This window comes from Sphingopyxis sp. (genome assembly GCF_040216815.1).
In the GTDB taxonomy this organism is placed as follows: Bacteria; Pseudomonadota; Alphaproteobacteria; order Sphingomonadales; family Sphingomonadaceae; genus Sphingopyxis.
This window is the reverse complement of the sequence record NZ_JAVJOJ010000011.1, coordinates 41,175-56,472: the sequence shown is the minus strand read 5'-3', so window position 1 is coordinate 56,472 and position 15,298 is coordinate 41,175. Positions and strand designations below refer to the sequence as shown.

14 protein-coding genes are annotated in these 15,298 nt (G+C 63.6%); 1 reads left to right on the top strand and 13 read right to left on the bottom strand.

The window, feature by feature from the left end:
- Positions 1 to 44 precede the first annotated feature (44 nt).
- Positions 45 to 1,418, bottom strand: coding sequence for a DEAD/DEAH box helicase (locus tag RIA72_RS15330; RefSeq protein ID WP_350032936.1), 1,374 nt, complete (start codon positions 1,416 to 1,418; stop codon positions 45 to 47).
- Positions 1,419 to 1,783: 365 nt separating this feature from the next.
- Between RIA72_RS15330 and RIA72_RS15325 the strand changes: the two genes are divergently transcribed.
- Positions 1,784 to 3,256, top strand: a complete 1,473-nt coding sequence (locus RIA72_RS15325; protein WP_350032935.1) for a glycerol kinase — start codon at positions 1,784 to 1,786, stop codon at positions 3,254 to 3,256.
- A gap of 97 nt (positions 3,257 to 3,353) precedes the next feature.
- On the opposite strand, the gene rpmE is transcribed toward RIA72_RS15325, so the two are convergent.
- The 12 genes from rpmE to tsf form a co-directional block, all read right to left on the bottom strand.
- Positions 3,354 to 3,581 carry a 50S ribosomal protein L31 gene (rpmE, locus tag RIA72_RS15320; protein ID WP_095383345.1) on the bottom strand — a complete coding sequence of 76 codons (228 nt, stop codon included), beginning with the start codon at positions 3,579 to 3,581 and terminating at the stop codon, positions 3,354 to 3,356.
- 416 nt (positions 3,582 to 3,997) lie between these two features.
- Complete coding sequence (locus tag RIA72_RS15315; RefSeq protein WP_350032934.1) at positions 3,998 to 4,486, bottom strand: PraA/PraB family alkane oxidation protein activator; 489 nt, start codon at positions 4,484 to 4,486, stop codon at positions 3,998 to 4,000.
- Positions 4,487 to 4,758: 272 nt separating this feature from the next.
- Positions 4,759 to 5,238: a 3-hydroxyacyl-ACP dehydratase FabZ gene (gene fabZ / locus RIA72_RS15310; protein ID WP_350032933.1), complete on the bottom strand. Its 480-nt coding sequence runs from the start codon at positions 5,236 to 5,238 to the stop codon at positions 4,759 to 4,761.
- Positions 5,239 to 5,242: 4 nt separating this feature from the next.
- Entirely contained in the window at positions 5,243 to 5,926 is a 684-nt protein-coding gene (locus RIA72_RS15305; RefSeq protein ID WP_350032932.1) for an OmpH family outer membrane protein, read from the bottom strand.
- Entirely contained in the window at positions 5,926 to 8,610 is a 2,685-nt protein-coding gene (gene bamA, locus RIA72_RS15300) for an outer membrane protein assembly factor BamA (protein WP_350032931.1), read from the bottom strand. The genes RIA72_RS15305 and bamA overlap by 1 nt, the downstream gene beginning before the upstream one ends.
- Positions 8,611 to 8,682: 72 nt before the next feature.
- On the bottom strand, positions 8,683 to 9,816 hold the full coding sequence (gene rseP / locus RIA72_RS15295; RefSeq protein WP_350032930.1) for an RIP metalloprotease RseP: 1,134 nt from the start codon (positions 9,814 to 9,816) through the stop codon (positions 8,683 to 8,685).
- Positions 9,809 to 10,987 (bottom strand): 1-deoxy-D-xylulose-5-phosphate reductoisomerase, encoded by a 1,179-nt coding sequence (locus RIA72_RS15290; protein ID WP_350032929.1) that lies wholly within the window; start codon positions 10,985 to 10,987, stop codon positions 9,809 to 9,811. The genes rseP and RIA72_RS15290 overlap by 8 nt, the downstream gene beginning before the upstream one ends.
- 1 nt (position 10,988) lies before the next feature.
- Positions 10,989 to 11,660 carry a phosphatidate cytidylyltransferase gene (locus RIA72_RS15285; protein ID WP_350032928.1) on the bottom strand — a complete coding sequence of 224 codons (672 nt, stop codon included), beginning with the start codon at positions 11,658 to 11,660 and terminating at the stop codon, positions 10,989 to 10,991.
- Positions 11,661 to 11,897: 237 nt separating this feature from the next.
- Positions 11,898 to 12,584: a polyprenyl diphosphate synthase gene (gene uppS / locus RIA72_RS15280; protein WP_350032927.1), complete on the bottom strand. Its 687-nt coding sequence runs from the start codon at positions 12,582 to 12,584 to the stop codon at positions 11,898 to 11,900.
- Between the two features lie 120 nt (positions 12,585 to 12,704).
- Complete coding sequence (frr, locus tag RIA72_RS15275; RefSeq protein WP_350032926.1) at positions 12,705 to 13,259, bottom strand: ribosome recycling factor; 555 nt, start codon at positions 13,257 to 13,259, stop codon at positions 12,705 to 12,707.
- A 23-nt stretch (positions 13,260 to 13,282) separates the two neighbouring features.
- A complete protein-coding gene (gene pyrH / locus RIA72_RS15270) occupies positions 13,283 to 14,008 on the bottom strand; it encodes a UMP kinase (protein WP_350032925.1) in 726 nt (241 codons plus the stop codon).
- Positions 14,009 to 14,241: 233 nt separating this feature from the next.
- Positions 14,242 to 15,168 (bottom strand): translation elongation factor Ts, encoded by a 927-nt coding sequence (gene tsf / locus RIA72_RS15265; RefSeq protein ID WP_350032924.1) that lies wholly within the window; start codon positions 15,166 to 15,168, stop codon positions 14,242 to 14,244.
- Positions 15,169 to 15,298 lie beyond the last annotated feature (130 nt).

Below are 15,298 nucleotides of genomic sequence, written 5' to 3'. Positions count from 1 at the left end.
TAAAGGAGAGGGGCTAAGAGGGTCTAACGGGTGTCAGCGGCGCGTCAACCGACGCGCTTCACCGCGCCCTTGTGCGCGCCGACCTTGCCGCCACGCGGGCGGAAGCGGCGCTTGCGCTGCGGCTGGCCGTCGGCCGCCGCACCCTCGCGGCGCGGCTTGCCGCCATCGCAGTGGCCGCCGTCGCGCTGGCGCAGCGCGTCCTCGCGCTGTCGCTGCGGGTTGCGACCCTTGCTGCCCGTGTCGCGCGGCGGCTGCACCGGCTTGGGCAGGTTGCGCACCAGTTCGCTGAAATTCTCAGGGAGCGGCATCGGCTCCGACTTGGTGCGCGTCACGCGCTCGATGTCGCGCATATAGGGGCGCTCGTCAGGCGCAACGAAGCTGATCGCCTTGCCCTCGGCGCCGGCGCGCGCGGTGCGGCCGATGCGGTGGACATATTGTTCGGGCACATTCGGAATCTCGAAGTTGATGACATGGCTGACCCCCGACACGTCGATGCCGCGCGCGGCGATGTCGGTCGCGACGAGCAGCTTGATCTCGCCCGATCGGAAGGCCTGGAGCGCCTGCGTACGCTGGCTCTGGCTTTTGTTGCCGTGGATCGCCATCGCCTTGATCTTCGCGCCGGCCAGGTGGCGCACAACGCGGTCCGCGCCATGTTTGGTGCGGGTGAAGATCAGCGCGCGGTCGATGTCCTCGCGCTGGAGGATCGAGGTCAGCAGCGCCTGTTTTTCCTTTTGTTCGACGAAGGTGGAGAACTGCCGGATCTTTTCCGCGGTCGTCGCCTGCGGCGTCACCGACACCGTCACCGGATCGTTGAGGAACTGGTCGGCGAGCCCCGCGATCTCCCTGGGCATCGTCGCCGAGAAGAAAAGGTTCTGGCGGCGCGACGGCAGGATTTTGGCAATACGGCGCAGCGAGTGGATGAAGCCCATGTCCATCATCTGATCGGCTTCGTCGAGCACGAAAATCTCGACATCGTCCATGCGCAGCGCGCGCTGGTCGATCAGGTCGAGCAGGCGGCCGGGGGTGGCGACGAGGATGTCGACGCCCTGCGCGAGATCGCGGATCTGCTTATTGATCGGCACCCCGCCGAAAACGGTCGAGACGCGCAGCTTGGTGAAACGGCCATAGTCGCGGCAGCTTTGCGCGATCTGCGCGGCGAGCTCGCGCGTCGGCGAGAGGACAAGCATCCGGCAGCTGCGCGGGTTGGCGCGGTGCGGATAGGTCAACAGATGGTGGATGGACGGCAGCGAAAAGGCCGCGGTCTTGCCCGTGCCGGTCTGCGCGATCCCGCACAGGTCGCGGCCCTGTTTCAGCACCGGGATGGCTTGCAGCTGGATCGGCGTCGGCTGGGTATAATCCTTGGCGGCAAGCGCGCGATTGATGTCGGCGTGCAGGCCAAAGTCGTTAAAGGTCGTCATATAATACTCACAATGGGCGCCGCGCTGGCGCATCCGTTCGCGTCGAACGGACGGCGCACGGCCGCGGGTTCGAAACGACCCGCGTGAAAGGGTGCCTCTTCAGGACAAAACGCGCTTCCGGCTCGTCCCGCGCCTGTGTCGGGCGGGAAAATCACGCTGCCGGTGGTTGCGGCGGAGAGGTCCGCCATGCTGCGCTGCACAATCATATGGCATGGGTTGCGCAATATTGCAAGATTATTGCTTGCGCATACGCGCTTATTCCCAAACCCGTTCGCCCTGAACTTGCCGAAGGGCTGGTCTTTCTGCACCAAGGACATATCGTCGCCCCCGCGAAGGCGGGGGCGACGTGAACAAAGGGAGAGGATATGGCCGAAAAGATCATCGTCATCGACGAAGGCACAACTTCGACCCGCACCATGTTGTTCACAGCCGACGGAACCCCGCTCGGCAGCGCGCAGCGCGAGCTCAAACAATATTACCCCGCCCCCGGCCTGGTCGAACATGACGCGGCCGAGATATGGGAGGCGACGCTTGCCTGTACCCGCGAGATGATCGCGCGCGCGGGCGGCGCCGATCATGTGGCGGCGATCGGCATCACCAACCAACGCGAGACCGTCGTATTCTGGGATCGTTCGACAGGCGAACCGCTTGCCCGCGCGATCGTGTGGCAGGATCGCCGCACTGCCGACGCCTGCGCCGCGCTGAATGCGGCCGGGCATGAAGCGATGGTGCAAGCGAAGAGCGGACTGCTGCTCGACCCCTATTTTTCGGGAAGCAAGATCGGCTGGGCGCTCCGGCACTGGCCGCAATTGCGCGAGGCGGGCGAGCGGCTGGCGGTCGGAACGATCGAATCCTACCTCATCTACCGCTTGACCGGCGGCGTCCATGTCAGCGACGCGACCAATGCGTCGCGCACCGCCTTGATGGCGATCGACGGCGACGGCGGCTGGGACGCGGCGCTTTGCGATCTTTTCGGCGTTCCGATGACGCTCCTCCCCGAAATCACCGGCTGCACTACGACGGTGGGTGCCACCGACCCGGCACTGTTCGGCGGCGCGATCCCGATCTGCGGCATGGCCGGCGACCAGCAGGCCGCGACCATCGGCCAAGCCTGCCTCGCGCCGGGGCAGACCAAGGCCACCTTCGGCACGGGCGCCTTCATCCTGTCGGCAAGCGGGCGGGCGCGGCCGGTTTCGGACAATCGCCTGCTCGCGACGGTGCTGGTGCAGGAGGGGGACGTCCGCTCCTATGCGCTCGAAGGGTCGGTGTTCGTCGCGGGCAGCCTGATCAAATGGCTTCGCGACGGGCTGGGGTTGCTCGCCAGCGCGGGCGAGAGCGAAGGATTGGCCAGGTCGGTCGAGGATAATGGCGGCGTATATCTCGTCCCCGCCCTGTCGGGCCTCGGCGCGCCACACTGGCGGCCCGATGCGCTCGCCGCGCTGTCGGGCCTGAGCTTCGCCAGCACCAAGGCCCATGTCGCGCGCGCCGCTCTGGAGGCGCAGGCCTATCAGGCGCACGACCTCAAATCGGCTTTTGCCGCCGACGGGGTCGATTGGGCCGAACTGCGCATCGACGGCGGCATGGCGGCAAACGACTGGATGGCGCAGGATCTGGCCGACATGCTCGACCTGACCGTCGAGCGTCCCGAATTTGTCGAAAGCACCGCGCTTGGTGCCGCTATGCTCGCGGCGACCGGCGCCGGCCTCTATCCCGACCTTGCGAGCGCTGCCGAAGCCATGCGCGGGCGCACCACCCGCTTCACACCGGCGCTTAGTGCCGAAAAGCGCAAAGCGCGCCTCGCCGGGTGGCAAAGCGCGCTTGCAAAGGTTTTGGGCTGACCGTCGCCCCGGCGAAGGCGGGGGCCGCAATCGGCCTTGTCCAGCACCGAAGGCAGAAACCTCCAGCGGCCCCTGCCTTCGCAGGGGCGACGCCTGATTAACGCTTGAGCGTAAGGCCGCCGAAACGCTTGTTGAACTTGGCAACCTGGCCGCCCGCATCGAGCATACGGCCCTGGCCGCCGGTCCATGCCGGGTGCGCGGTCGGGTCGATTTCCAGCGTCATCACATCGCCTTCGCTGCCCCAGGTCGAGCGCGTCTGATATTCGGTGCCATCGGTCATCTTGACCGTGATCATGTGATAGTCGGGGTGAATGTCTTTTTTCATGTCTCTTGGCTCCTGTGCCGCTGGTTACCGACCAGCGGCTGAGTCGATGCTTTCCCCGTCACGGGGCCCGCGAAGCGGCTGCCCCTAACGGCGAATGGCGGAAAATGCAACAGCCGGTTCCATGGCATCGTGATCCCGGTGAAGGCCAGCCGAGTTGGAAGTCGGAACCCAGAATGATAGTGCGGACGGGAAAACGTATAGACCGGATGTTTTGACGCCACGAGGAAGGATTATGGAGCTTAAGCCCAATACTACTTCGGGGACGAGCGCTGGAACGCGTCGCTGAACGCAAAGAAGGGACGTCACCTGATCCCAGTGACGCCGCCAACTCTGTGTGATGGCCGGATATTCCGGCCGTAAGCACCTGAAGTCGCCTCCGGAGAACCCGGAGATTTCAATCCCCGCGCGTCAAGTAATTATGGGACCACATTGACGTCCGTGCTTCCAGTTTGCAGACTACCCTTGACCGAACAAGGTCCCACATTCGAATCAAACTGGATTGTCGAGGGATTTGAGCCATTGTTTACCCATGTAAACGGCAACGAGCCTGAGCAGGCGAGGATCCCACTGAGATAAATAGAAGCGTTGTTGATTATTCCTGTGCCACCAGTCGCAGTCGCGCTAGTGAGCATATAGTCCGTCCGGCCGATATTGATGTTTGGACATGGCGCCCCTCCTTGACCGACAATCTGAAATGAACCATCGGGCACGGAACTACCGCCAGCGCCAGTTACCCCGTCTAACATGGCAAGACATTTTACCTTTCCAGGGCCGCCAATAACGAATGTCAGTTGGCCATTGGCCAAGAAGAATGTGTTGGATGGGGAGAAGCTCTGCGCCATGGTCGGGGTCGACATAACACTACTCACCAGTATCGTTAATCCCATCACCGAAAGCTTGTTCATTTCCTTCTCCTACTTTAGCGACTGGAGAGCATGTCGCTCAACTTTTCTGTTCGAAATATTCATCGCTCAAGTTTAGCAAACATGAGTAGTCTGTGAACTGCAATGCGGTGACACGCAACCGCTTGTTTCTGCAAAAGAAACCTTCACCCGACAGTATCGAACCGCCCCCGGGATTGCAAGAAGCCATTTGGTTTAAGTTTCTTGGCCACGGAGAGATCGTCCAGCATGGCGTGATATCGTCCCTCTGCTTCGGCGGGCGGGACATTGCGGTACTAGTCGCTCGGCGGATCGGCGATCATCGCGGTGAACTGGCATTCGGTCGCGAGCTGTCCGCCCAGCATCGCCTTCCCTTCGAACTTGCAGATATTCCGCTTCGCCTGGAGGATGGTGACGTGGAGATCGAGCAGCACGCCGGGTTCGACGGGCTTCCTGAACTTCACCCCGTCGATGCCCATGAAATAGACGAGCTTGCCCGAGCGGCCGAGGCCCAATGACTCGACCGCAAGGATGCCGCCGGCCTGCGCCAGCGCCTCGACGATGAGGACGCCGGGCATGATCGGCCGGCCGGGGAAATGCCCCTGAAAAAAGGGCTCGTTCATCGTCACCGCCTTGACCGCGTGGATCGAGGTGTCCTTCACCATCGATTCCACCCGGTCGACGAGCAGCATCGGATAACGATGCGGCAACAGCGTCAGTATCCGGCGAATATCCACCGGCCCCATCGCTTCGCCTGCGCCTTCCCCGTCCGCCATGGTTTTAGCGCGTGGTCGGCTGGGTACCGGCCGGCGCCGGGGTTCCGGTGCCCTGTGCCGCGCGCGCGGCGTCCATCAGCTGCTGATTGCGCTGCTGGACGAGCTGGCCCGGCTGATAGCCGGCCGGGACCGCGATCGACACGTTCGGCAGGATGCGGTTGAGCTCGGTGACGACGGCGTCGGTGATATCGACATTATTCTCACGCGCGAGCACCGCGTCGGGGTTGAGCAGCAGGTCGACCTTCTTTGCGGTCATCGCCGCCTTGATCGCCTCGTTCATACGCACGCTGATCTGGTCCTCGACATAAGCAATGGCAAGGTCGACGGGCGCGCCGATCTGGCCGAGTTCGGTCTGCGCCGCCTGGCGCTTGTCCTGCACCGCTTTCGCGGCGGCCTGCAACGCCGCCTGATTCTGCGGCGTCTTTTTCGCCTCTTCATTATATTTGGCGATCAGCACGTTGATTTCGGCCTGCAGCGTCTGGCCGCGCGATTGCTGCTGGTCGATCTGCGCCTTGTAGGTGGTTTCGATCTGCTGCGAGGCCGTGCGGAAAGCGTTCGAACGCGCCGCGGCGACGCGCACGTCGGCGACGGCCACGCCCTTCGCCTGCGCGATGGCGGGGGCCGACAGAATGGGCGAGACCGACAGCGCGGCGATTGCCAGCGCGGAAGCGGCAAGAAGTTTTTTCATCAGAATTGGGTTCCTACGTTGAATGAGAAGCGTTTGGTATCATCGCCCTCTTCTTTGCGAAGGGCGTAAGCGAAGTCGATCCGGAAGGGACCGAAGGGGGAGTTCCAATTGACCCCGGCGCCGATCGACACGCGCGGCATCCATGTGTCGCCGAAGAAGCGTTCCTCGAATGGGGGGAGATTCGACGTCGTGCCCGCGGGGCAATATTGATACTGCGTTTCTATCGCGCCTGTCGTCGGATTGACGTTCGACCCGAAGGTCGGTGGGGCGCCAGTGGTGCCATTTCGGCAAAGATTCTTAGCGAGACCATCCGCCGGGTCGATAAACCTCGCGAGCGTCGTCAACTCGGGCTTGCGAACGTTAAATACCGACCCCACATCGAGGAAAATCGACGGTCGTAGCCCCAATTCCTTCGCGCCGGTACCCAGCGGAATATCGAGTTCGATGCGACCTTGGTAATAGGCGCGTCCCCCGAGGGCATCATCAATCTGACCCCGGTTGCCGTCAGTTTCAGTGATAACGATCGGATTGGCAGGATCGGTATTGTCGACGGCATAGCGAATCACGCGCGGGCCGATACCGCGAATGTCGAAACCGCGCATCTGCGGTTCGCCGAGCTGGAACCGATCGATCAGCCGTACCCTGTCACTCGTTGGAGTCGGGGCGCTGCCGAAGGGGTAGATATAGCCCCCCTCGGCCGAAACATTGAGAATGAAGCGACTGCCGAGATTGAAATGCTTCGACGCGGCGATGCGCGTGCGGACATATTTGACGCTGCCGCCGAGGCCGGCGAAATCCTGGCTGAGCGATGCCGACTGACCGCGCGTCGGGCGCAGCCGGTTATCGCGATCGTCATAAGCAAGCGTATAGCCTATCAGCGACGTCGTACGTTTGCCGATAGCGTCGCACAAGTAACGACCGGCAACAAATGGATCGCACTCGTTGCCGAAATAGTAAAGGTTCCTGTCGAGCGTCACATCGTCGAAGTTGAGGCTGTAACGGCCAAAGAAGGACAGGAATTCGGTCAACGGCACGCCGGCATTGAGCTGGAAACCCGTGGTAACTTGCTCGAACGTCGTGCGCCGGTCGTTGTCGATGAAGTTGAACGAATTGAGGTCGCGGCGATAGACGCTGCCGCCGACCGAGATGTTGCGATCGAACAGATAGGGTTCGGTGAAGCCCAGCTCGACCGATTTCGAATAGCTCGAATAATTGACCGATGCCTGCAATTGCTGGCCGAGACCGCGGAAGTTGCGCTGGCGAATCGACGCTTGAAGCAGGAAATTCTCGATCGACGAGAAACCTGCCGACAGCGACAGTTCGCCGGTCGGCTTTTCCTCGACATTGGTTTCCAGGACGATGCGGTCGGGCGCGCTGCCTTCCTTGCGCTCGATCTCCAGATTTTCCTGGAAATAACCGAGGCTGTTGATGCGGTTTTCGGTGCGCTTGACACCAAAGCTGTTGAAGGCGTCGCCTTCGTTGAGGCGAAATTCGCGGCGGACCACCTTGTCGTGCGTCAGCGTGTTGCCGTTGACGTCGATGCGTTCGACGTATGTGCGCGGGCTTTCGGCGACGTTGAACGTGATGTCCATCGTCCGGTCGTCGGGATTGCGGCGAAACTCGGGATTGATGTCGGCAAAGGCATAGCCGAACAGGCCCGCGGTTTCGCTGAGGCTTTCGACCGTATCTTCGACCAGCTTGGCATCGTACCAATCGTCGGTCTTCATCGGCAGCAGCTTCTTCAGCATCTCCGGCTGAAAGTCGCGCAGCTCGCTTTTCACGTCGACGTCGCCGAACTTGTAGCGTTCGCCCTCCTCGACGACATAGGTGATGATGAAGTCCTGCTTGTTGCTCGTCAGCTCCGCCACCGCCGAAATGACGCGAAAATCGGCATAGCCGTTGGTCAGGTAAAAAAGGCGCAGCTTCTGCTGGTCATAGGCAAGGCGGTCGGGGTCGTAGCTGGTGTTCGACGACAGGATCGTCAGCAGCCCCGTTTCCTTGGTCGCCATCTCGTCCTTGAGGTCGCCGTCGCTGAATTTCTCGTTCCCGATGATATTGATCTGCCGGACTTTCGACTTCGGCCCTTCGTTGATTTCGAACACGACATCGACGCGGTTCTGGTCGAGCGACACCATCTTCGGCTCGACCGTCGCGGCAAAGCGGCCCTGCCGTTTGTAAAGCTCGATGATGCGCGCAACGTCGGCGCGAACCTTCGACCGCGTAAAGATCTGGCGCGGGGCAAGCTTGATTTCGGGGCGGATCTTGTCTTCCTTGAGGCGCTTGTTGCCCTCCAGGATCACGCGGTTGATCACCGGGTTTTCGGTGACCTGGATTTGCAGCGCCCCCTCATTGTCGGTGATCTGGAAATCCTTGAACAGCTCGGTCGCCGCAAGATCCTTCAGCGCCTGGTCGAGCGTCGCCCGGTCGTAGGTCTGACCGACGCGCAGCCGCAGATAAGAGAGGATCGTCTGCGCCTCGAGCCGCTGATTTCCCGTGACTGTGATCGACCGAATGGTGGTCGCGGCCGGCGCCGCTTCGGGGGCGGGAGCGGGAACCGTCGGCGCGGGAACCGCCGGAGGCGCGACATCCTGCGCCATCAGCGGCGCGCTGAGCATCGTACCGGCCAGAAGAGCCACCGACAGCTGTGTCCGGCCCAAGATTGTGTGTGAAGCCACGCCGTTCATCCCGAAAAATATCTCAAAAGCAACAAACCCGCCTGACCGCGGGCTTGTGCGCCACTCCCTGCCCCAGACTCGCTAGCCAATCAAGCGCGCGATCCCGTCCCACACGCCCAATGCGCCCAAATCGTTGAAAGTCACGACCAGCATAATCGTCACCACCGCCGCAAAGCCGAAGCGGAAAGCCCATTCCTGCACACGCAGCGGCGCGGGCCGCCGCCGGATCGCTTCATAGGCATAGAAAAGCAAATGGCCGCCATCGAGCATTGGCAATGGCAAGAGGTTGATGAACCCCAGATTGATGGAAATCAGCGCGATGAAGAATATCAGCGAGGCGATGCCCAGCGTCGCCGCCTGTCCCGAAATCTCCGCGATCTTCACCGGACCGTTCATATCCTTGATCGACCGGCGGCCGGTGATGAACTGAGCCAGCACCTCTCCGGTCTGGCGGACGATCTGCCACGTCTGGTGCAGCCCGACCGCGGGGGCTTCGACCAGCGATACCGACTCCAGCTGCGGCGCCGGCGGCGCCAGGCCGATGATCGCGCGTTCATACTCCTTGCCGAAGGGGTCTTTTTCGGTGACGAGCCGCGGCGCGAGCGCGACCGTTCGCTCGCTCCCTTCGCGCAGCACGCGCAGCTGCATCACCTCGCCCGGCCGGTGCGCGACCGCCATCGGAATGTCGCCAAAGGTCGCGATCGCCCGGCCGTCGATCGACACGATCCGGTCGCCCACGCGAAGCCCCGCGGCTTCGGCGGCCGACCCCGCCGAAATCGCGCCCGCGACGGGCGGGGTCACGACCTTGCCGCCCACCCAGGCAAATCCCGCCAGGATCAGGATCGCGAAGAGGAAATTGGTGACCGGGCCTGCGGCGACGATCGCCGCGCGTTTCCACACCGGTTGCGCGGGAAAGGTGTGCGAGCGCTCCTCGGCGGGCAGCGATTGCCATTCGGCGTCGGGCTGGCTGACCGCGTCGCGGTCGCCCGCGAACTGGACATAACCGCCGAGCGGCAGCCAGCCGATCTTCCATTCGGTGCCGCGCCTGTCGGTCCAGCCAACGATCTTGCGCCCGAAGCCGATCGAGAAGGTTTCCGCCTTCACCCCGCACCAGCGGCCGACGATATAATGGCCATATTCGTGGACGAAGACGAGCGGCCCGAGCACGAGCAGAAAAGCAAGGATCGTAAAACCGAAGCCGGGCGTCTCAAGCATAATGAACAGGTCCTGACCCTTGGCGTTCCACAAAGCGCTGCGCAGCCGCCCGCGATGCGGCATCGACGCTGAATATGTCCTGAAGCGACGTCGGCACCGGCGGTGCATTGGCGTCGATCACCCGGCGCACCGTATCGACGATCGCGGGAAAGGAAATGCGGCCCGCGAGGAAGGCGGCGACCGCCACCTCGTTCGCGGCGTTGAGCTGGGCGGGACGTGCGCCGCCCTCGGCAATTGCGGCGCGGCAGAGCGCGGTCGCGGGGAAGCGATCCTCGTCGGGCGCCTCGAAATCGAGCCGCGATATGGTCGCAAGGTCAAGCGGCGCACAGGGTGTCGCCATCCGCTGGGGCCAGGCAAGCGCCGACGCGATGGGGATGCGCATGTCGGGCGAACCAAGCTGCGCGAGCGTCGAGCAGTCGATATATTCGACAAGGCTGTGGATCACCGATTGCGGGTGGACGAGGATCTCGATCCGGTCGAGCCCGACGGGGAACAGGTGGTGCGCCTCGATGAGTTCGAGCCCCTTGTTCATCATAGTCGCCGAATCGACGCTGATCTTCGCGCCCATCGACCAATTGGGATGCGCAACCGCCTGCGCCGGGGTCGCAGCCGCCATGTCGGCGGCGCTCATCGTACGGAACGGCCCCCCGCTCGCGGTCAGGATGATGCGGCGAACCTCGTCGATCCGCCCGCCCGCAAGGCATTGAAAGATCGCATTATGCTCGCTGTCGACGGGCAGGATCGTCGCGCCTGATGCACGCGCGGCGGCGGTCATCAAGTCCCCCGCCGACACCAGCGCTTCCTTGTTGGCAAGCGCAACGTCACGCCCCGCCGCCAGCGCCGCCATCGTCGGCGCGAGCCCCGCGGTGCCGACGATCGCGGCCATGACCAGGTCCGCCGGGCGCCCGGCCGCCTCGACGAGCGCGGCTGCCCCCGCCGCGGTTTCGATCCCCGACCCCGCGAGCGCGGCCTTCAGCGCGTCGTGACAGCTTTCGTCGGCGACCACCGCCACATCGGGCCGAAACTCGAGGGCGAGCCGCGCCAGTTCCCTGACGTCGCAATTCGCGGTGAGCACGCCGACGCGCCACGCCTCGCCGTCACGGCGCACAAGGTCGAGCGTCGATTGCCCGACCGACCCGGTGGCGCCGAAGAGGGAGAGGCAGCGCGTCATGTCAACCACGCACCGCGAACAGGCCCGCGAATGCCAGCGCGCCGAGCAGCAACGCAACGGGGAGCAAGCCGTCGACGCGGTCGAAAAGCCCGCCGTGGCCGGGGATCAGCTTCCCCGAATCCTTCACCCCCGCGCGTCGCTTCATCCAGCTTTGGGCAAGGTCGCCCATCTGCGCGAGCAGCCCCATGAACAAACCAATCCACAAAGGCACGCCGACGATCCCCGCGCGGTCGCCGATCGTCGCACTGGCGATCAGCGCCGCGACCATGCCGCCGAACAGCCCCGACCAGGTCTTCGACGGGCTGATCTTCGGCGCCAGCCGCGCGCCGCCAAACGCACGTCCTGCGAAATAAGCACCGATGTCGGTCGCCCAGACCATGCCAAACACCCAGAGCGCAGCGGTCATCCCAAGCTGGTCGCGAATGAACCACAGCCCCGCGACCGCGCCGAGGATCAGGATCGGGCCGAGCACCGTCAGCGCTGTCCTGACCCCGCCGCCGACCGCCATCGCGCGCACCAGCGCGAACCATTCGACGAGGACGAGCGCGCCGCCGACGAGCAGCAGCAGGCCGAAAGCGATGCCCCCGAACCATAGTGCCGCGCCCGCGATCGCGAACAGGATGATCGCCGATCCGATCCGTACCCACAGGTCCGATTTTGTTGCGGTTGCCATCGCTTTAAACCTCTCCGCCCTCATCGAACCGAACCAACATCTTCCCCCGCGAAGGCGGGAGTCCATCACCTGCCCCTGGCATTCTCTGCGACCGCCCGTGGAATGACGAAAGGGTCGGTGATGGACCAGTATCGGGTTGACCATGCCCCGCATGGTCAAGGATCGTCCGGGGGACGATCCGACCCGATGCTCCTTCGCGGGGGAGTATAAAGGGGGTCAAGGCGCCGGTGGCCATCGTCAAAGTCCCCCGTAACGGCGATCGCGGCGTGCAAAATGGTCGAGCGCCGCCTTCAGATCGGCCGGGGTGAAATCGGGCCACAGCTTGTCGGTGAAATAAAGCTCTGCATAGGCCGACTGCCACAAGAGGAAATTCGACAACCGCACCTCCCCCGAGGTACGGATCAGAAGGTCGAGCGGCGGCAAATCGGCGGTGTCGAGATGCGCTTCGATCGTCTCGGCGGTGATTTCGCCTTTCGCGACGGCCGCACTCGCCGCGCGCACCAACTCATCCTGCGCGCCATAGTTCAGCGCGACCGCCAGCGTCGTACGCTTGTTGCCCGATGTCCGCTCCAGCGCATTGTCGATCAGCGCCACGACGTCGGGCGCGAGCGCGCGCCAGTTGCCGATGACCTTCAGCTTGACGTCATTGGCGGCAAATTCGTCCAGGTCCGAAAGAATGAACCGCTTCATCAGGCCCATCAGGTCGTTGACCTCTTCTTCGGGGCGCTTCCAGTTTTCCGAAGAAAAGGCATAGAGCGTCATCGCCTCCAGCCCCAGGTCGCCCGCCGCGCGCACGATCGTGCGCACCGCCTCGACTCCCGCCTTGTGCCCCGCGACGCGCGGCAACAGGCGTTTCTTGGCCCAGCGGCCATTGCCATCCATGATGATGGCGACATGGCGCGCGCCGTGAGGGGTTTGGCTCATCGTCTATCCGTCATCCCAGCGAAAGCTGGGATCGCTTTCGACCAAGCGCCGCGCTTGCGCGCCTGCGGTCCCGGCTTTCGCTGGGACGGCCAAAATTGCGCAATGCGACCATTCGGTCCACTAGCCCAAAATTTCCTTTTCCTTGGCGCTTGCCGCCGCATCGATCTCGGCGATCGTCGCGTCGGTCAGCTTCTGCACCTCGGTTTCGGCGCGCTTGCGCTCGTCCTCGCTGATTTCTTTCTTGTTTTCGTCCTGCTTCAGATTGTCCATCCCGTCGCGGCGGACGTTGCGCACGGCGACGCGCGCCTTTTCGGCATATTGTCCCGCAAGCTTCGACAGCTCCTTGCGGCGCTCCTGCGTCATTTCGGGGATCGGCAGGCGCAGCATCTGGCCGTCGACGATCGGGTTGAGCCCGAGACCGGCCGAACGGATCGCCTTGTCGACCGGGCCGACATTGCCCTTGTCCCACACCTGCACCGACAGCATTCGGGGTTCGGGCACGCTGATCGACGCGACCTGATTAAGCGGCATGTGGCTGCCATAAACCTCGACCGTCACCGGATCGAGCAGCGCGGCGTTCGCGCGCCCGGTGCGCAGGCCCGCCAGGTCATGCTTCAGCGATTCGACCGCACCGTGCATCCGGCGCTCGAGGTCGGCCTTGTCATATTTCGCCATCTGTCTTTCCTCTCTTGGTCTCGTCAGGCCGCGCCGTCGCCGACGACGGTGCAAACGCCTTCGCCCGCCAGCACGCGCGCCAGATTTCCGGCTTCGCGAATGTTGAACACGACGATCGGGATATGATTGTCGCGGCAGAGCGCGACCGCACTCGCGTCCATCACCTTCAGATTGTCGGCGAGCACGCGGTCATAGCTGAGCTTGTCATAGCGCACGGCATTGGCGTCCTGTTTGGGGTCGGCATTATAGACGCCGTCGACGCTCGTGCCTTTCAAAAGCGCATCGCATTTCATCTCGGCCGCCCGCAAGGCAGCGCCGCTGTCGGTCGTGAAATAGGGCGCGCCGACGCCCGCGGCAAAGATCACCACGCGGCCCTTTTCCATATGGCGCTCGGCGCGGCGGCGGATCACCGGTTCGCACACCTTGTCCATTTCGATCGCCGACTGCACGCGCGTCTCGACGCCGAGCTGTTCGAGCGCATTCTGCATCGCCAGCGCGTTCATTACCGTCGCGAGCATCCCCATATAATCGGCCTGCGCGCGGTCCATGCCCTTGGCGGCGCCCGCCATGCCGCGAAAGATGTTGCCCCCGCCGATAACAAGGCAGATTTCCAGCCCGCGATCCTTCGCCGCCTTTACCTCGGCCGCCATGTTCGCCACCGTTTCGGGGTCGATGCCAAAAGGGGTCGAACCCATCAGCGCCTCGCCCGACAATTTGAGCAGGATGCGTTTCATGCCGGGCAATGCCATGTCGGGGGGAACCTCTTGCAAACTCGATAAATGCGAATGGCGCGCACCCTAGAGCGGGCACGCGCCATTGCCAAGCGGACTGCCGCGCCCGTTCACACCGTCATGCTGAACTTGTTTCAGCATCCATGGCCCGGCTTTCGCCTTCCAAGCCTGCGGAGACCGGGAGGACCGGCCATGGACCCTGAAACAAGTTCAGGGTGACGAGAAAAAAGGGCGGCAATCCCGATTTCGGATCAGACGCCCGCGGCCGCCGCGACTTCGGCAGCGAAGTCGCTTTCTTCCTTCTCGATGCCTTCGCCGAGCTGGAAGCGGATGAAGCCCTTGAGCGTGATCGCGGCGCCGACATCCTTGCCCGCGGCGGCGACGACTTCGGCCACCGGGGTCTTGCCGTCGATCACGAACAGCTGCGACAGCAGCGCATTTTCCTTGCGGAACTTCGCGATCGAACCGTCGACCATCTTGGCGACGATGTCAGCGGGCTTGCCCGACTGCGCCGCTTTTTCTTCCGCAATGGCGCGTTCGCGCGCGACCAAGTCGGCGTCGAGGTCGTCGCCGTTGAGCGCGAGCGGGTTCGCGGCAGCGACGTGCATCGCCAGCTGCTTGCCCAGCGGTTCGAGCACATCGGCGCCGGCGCTCGATTCGAGCGCGATCAGCACGCCGATCTTGCCCATGCCCGGCGCGGCGGCGTTATGGACATAGCCGGTCACGACGCCCGAATTCACCGTCAGCACGGCGGCGCGGCGCAGCGACTGGTTTTCGCCGATCGTCGCGATATTGCTCGTCAGCTGCTCGGCAACGGTGCCACCTGTCGGATAGGATGCGGCGGCGAGCGCGTCGATGTCGGTGATGCTGTTCGCGAGCGCAACCTGCGTCACGTCGCGGACGAACGCCTGGAACTGCTCATTCTTGCCGACGAAGTCGGTTTCGCTGTTCACTTCGACCAGCGCCCCCTTGGTGCCGTCGGTCGCAAAGCCGACCAGGCCTTCGGCGGCGACGCGGCCGGCCTTCTTGGCGGCGGCGGCGAGGCCCTTGGTGCGCAACCAGTCGATCGACGCTTCGATGTCGCCGTTGTTTTCGGCGAGCGCCTTTTTACAGTCCATCATGCCTGCGCCGGTGCGGTCGCGCAGTTCCTTGACGAGGGCGGCCGTGATCTCAGCCATGTCATAATCCTTTCCAAAAGGGGCAGGCTCGCTGGGCCTGCGTTCGCCGCGCGCATGGCGGCGCGATAAGTCAAACCGATGACAGGGGCGGCGCCGGACCGATGCCGCGCCGCCCCGTCATATAAGAGCG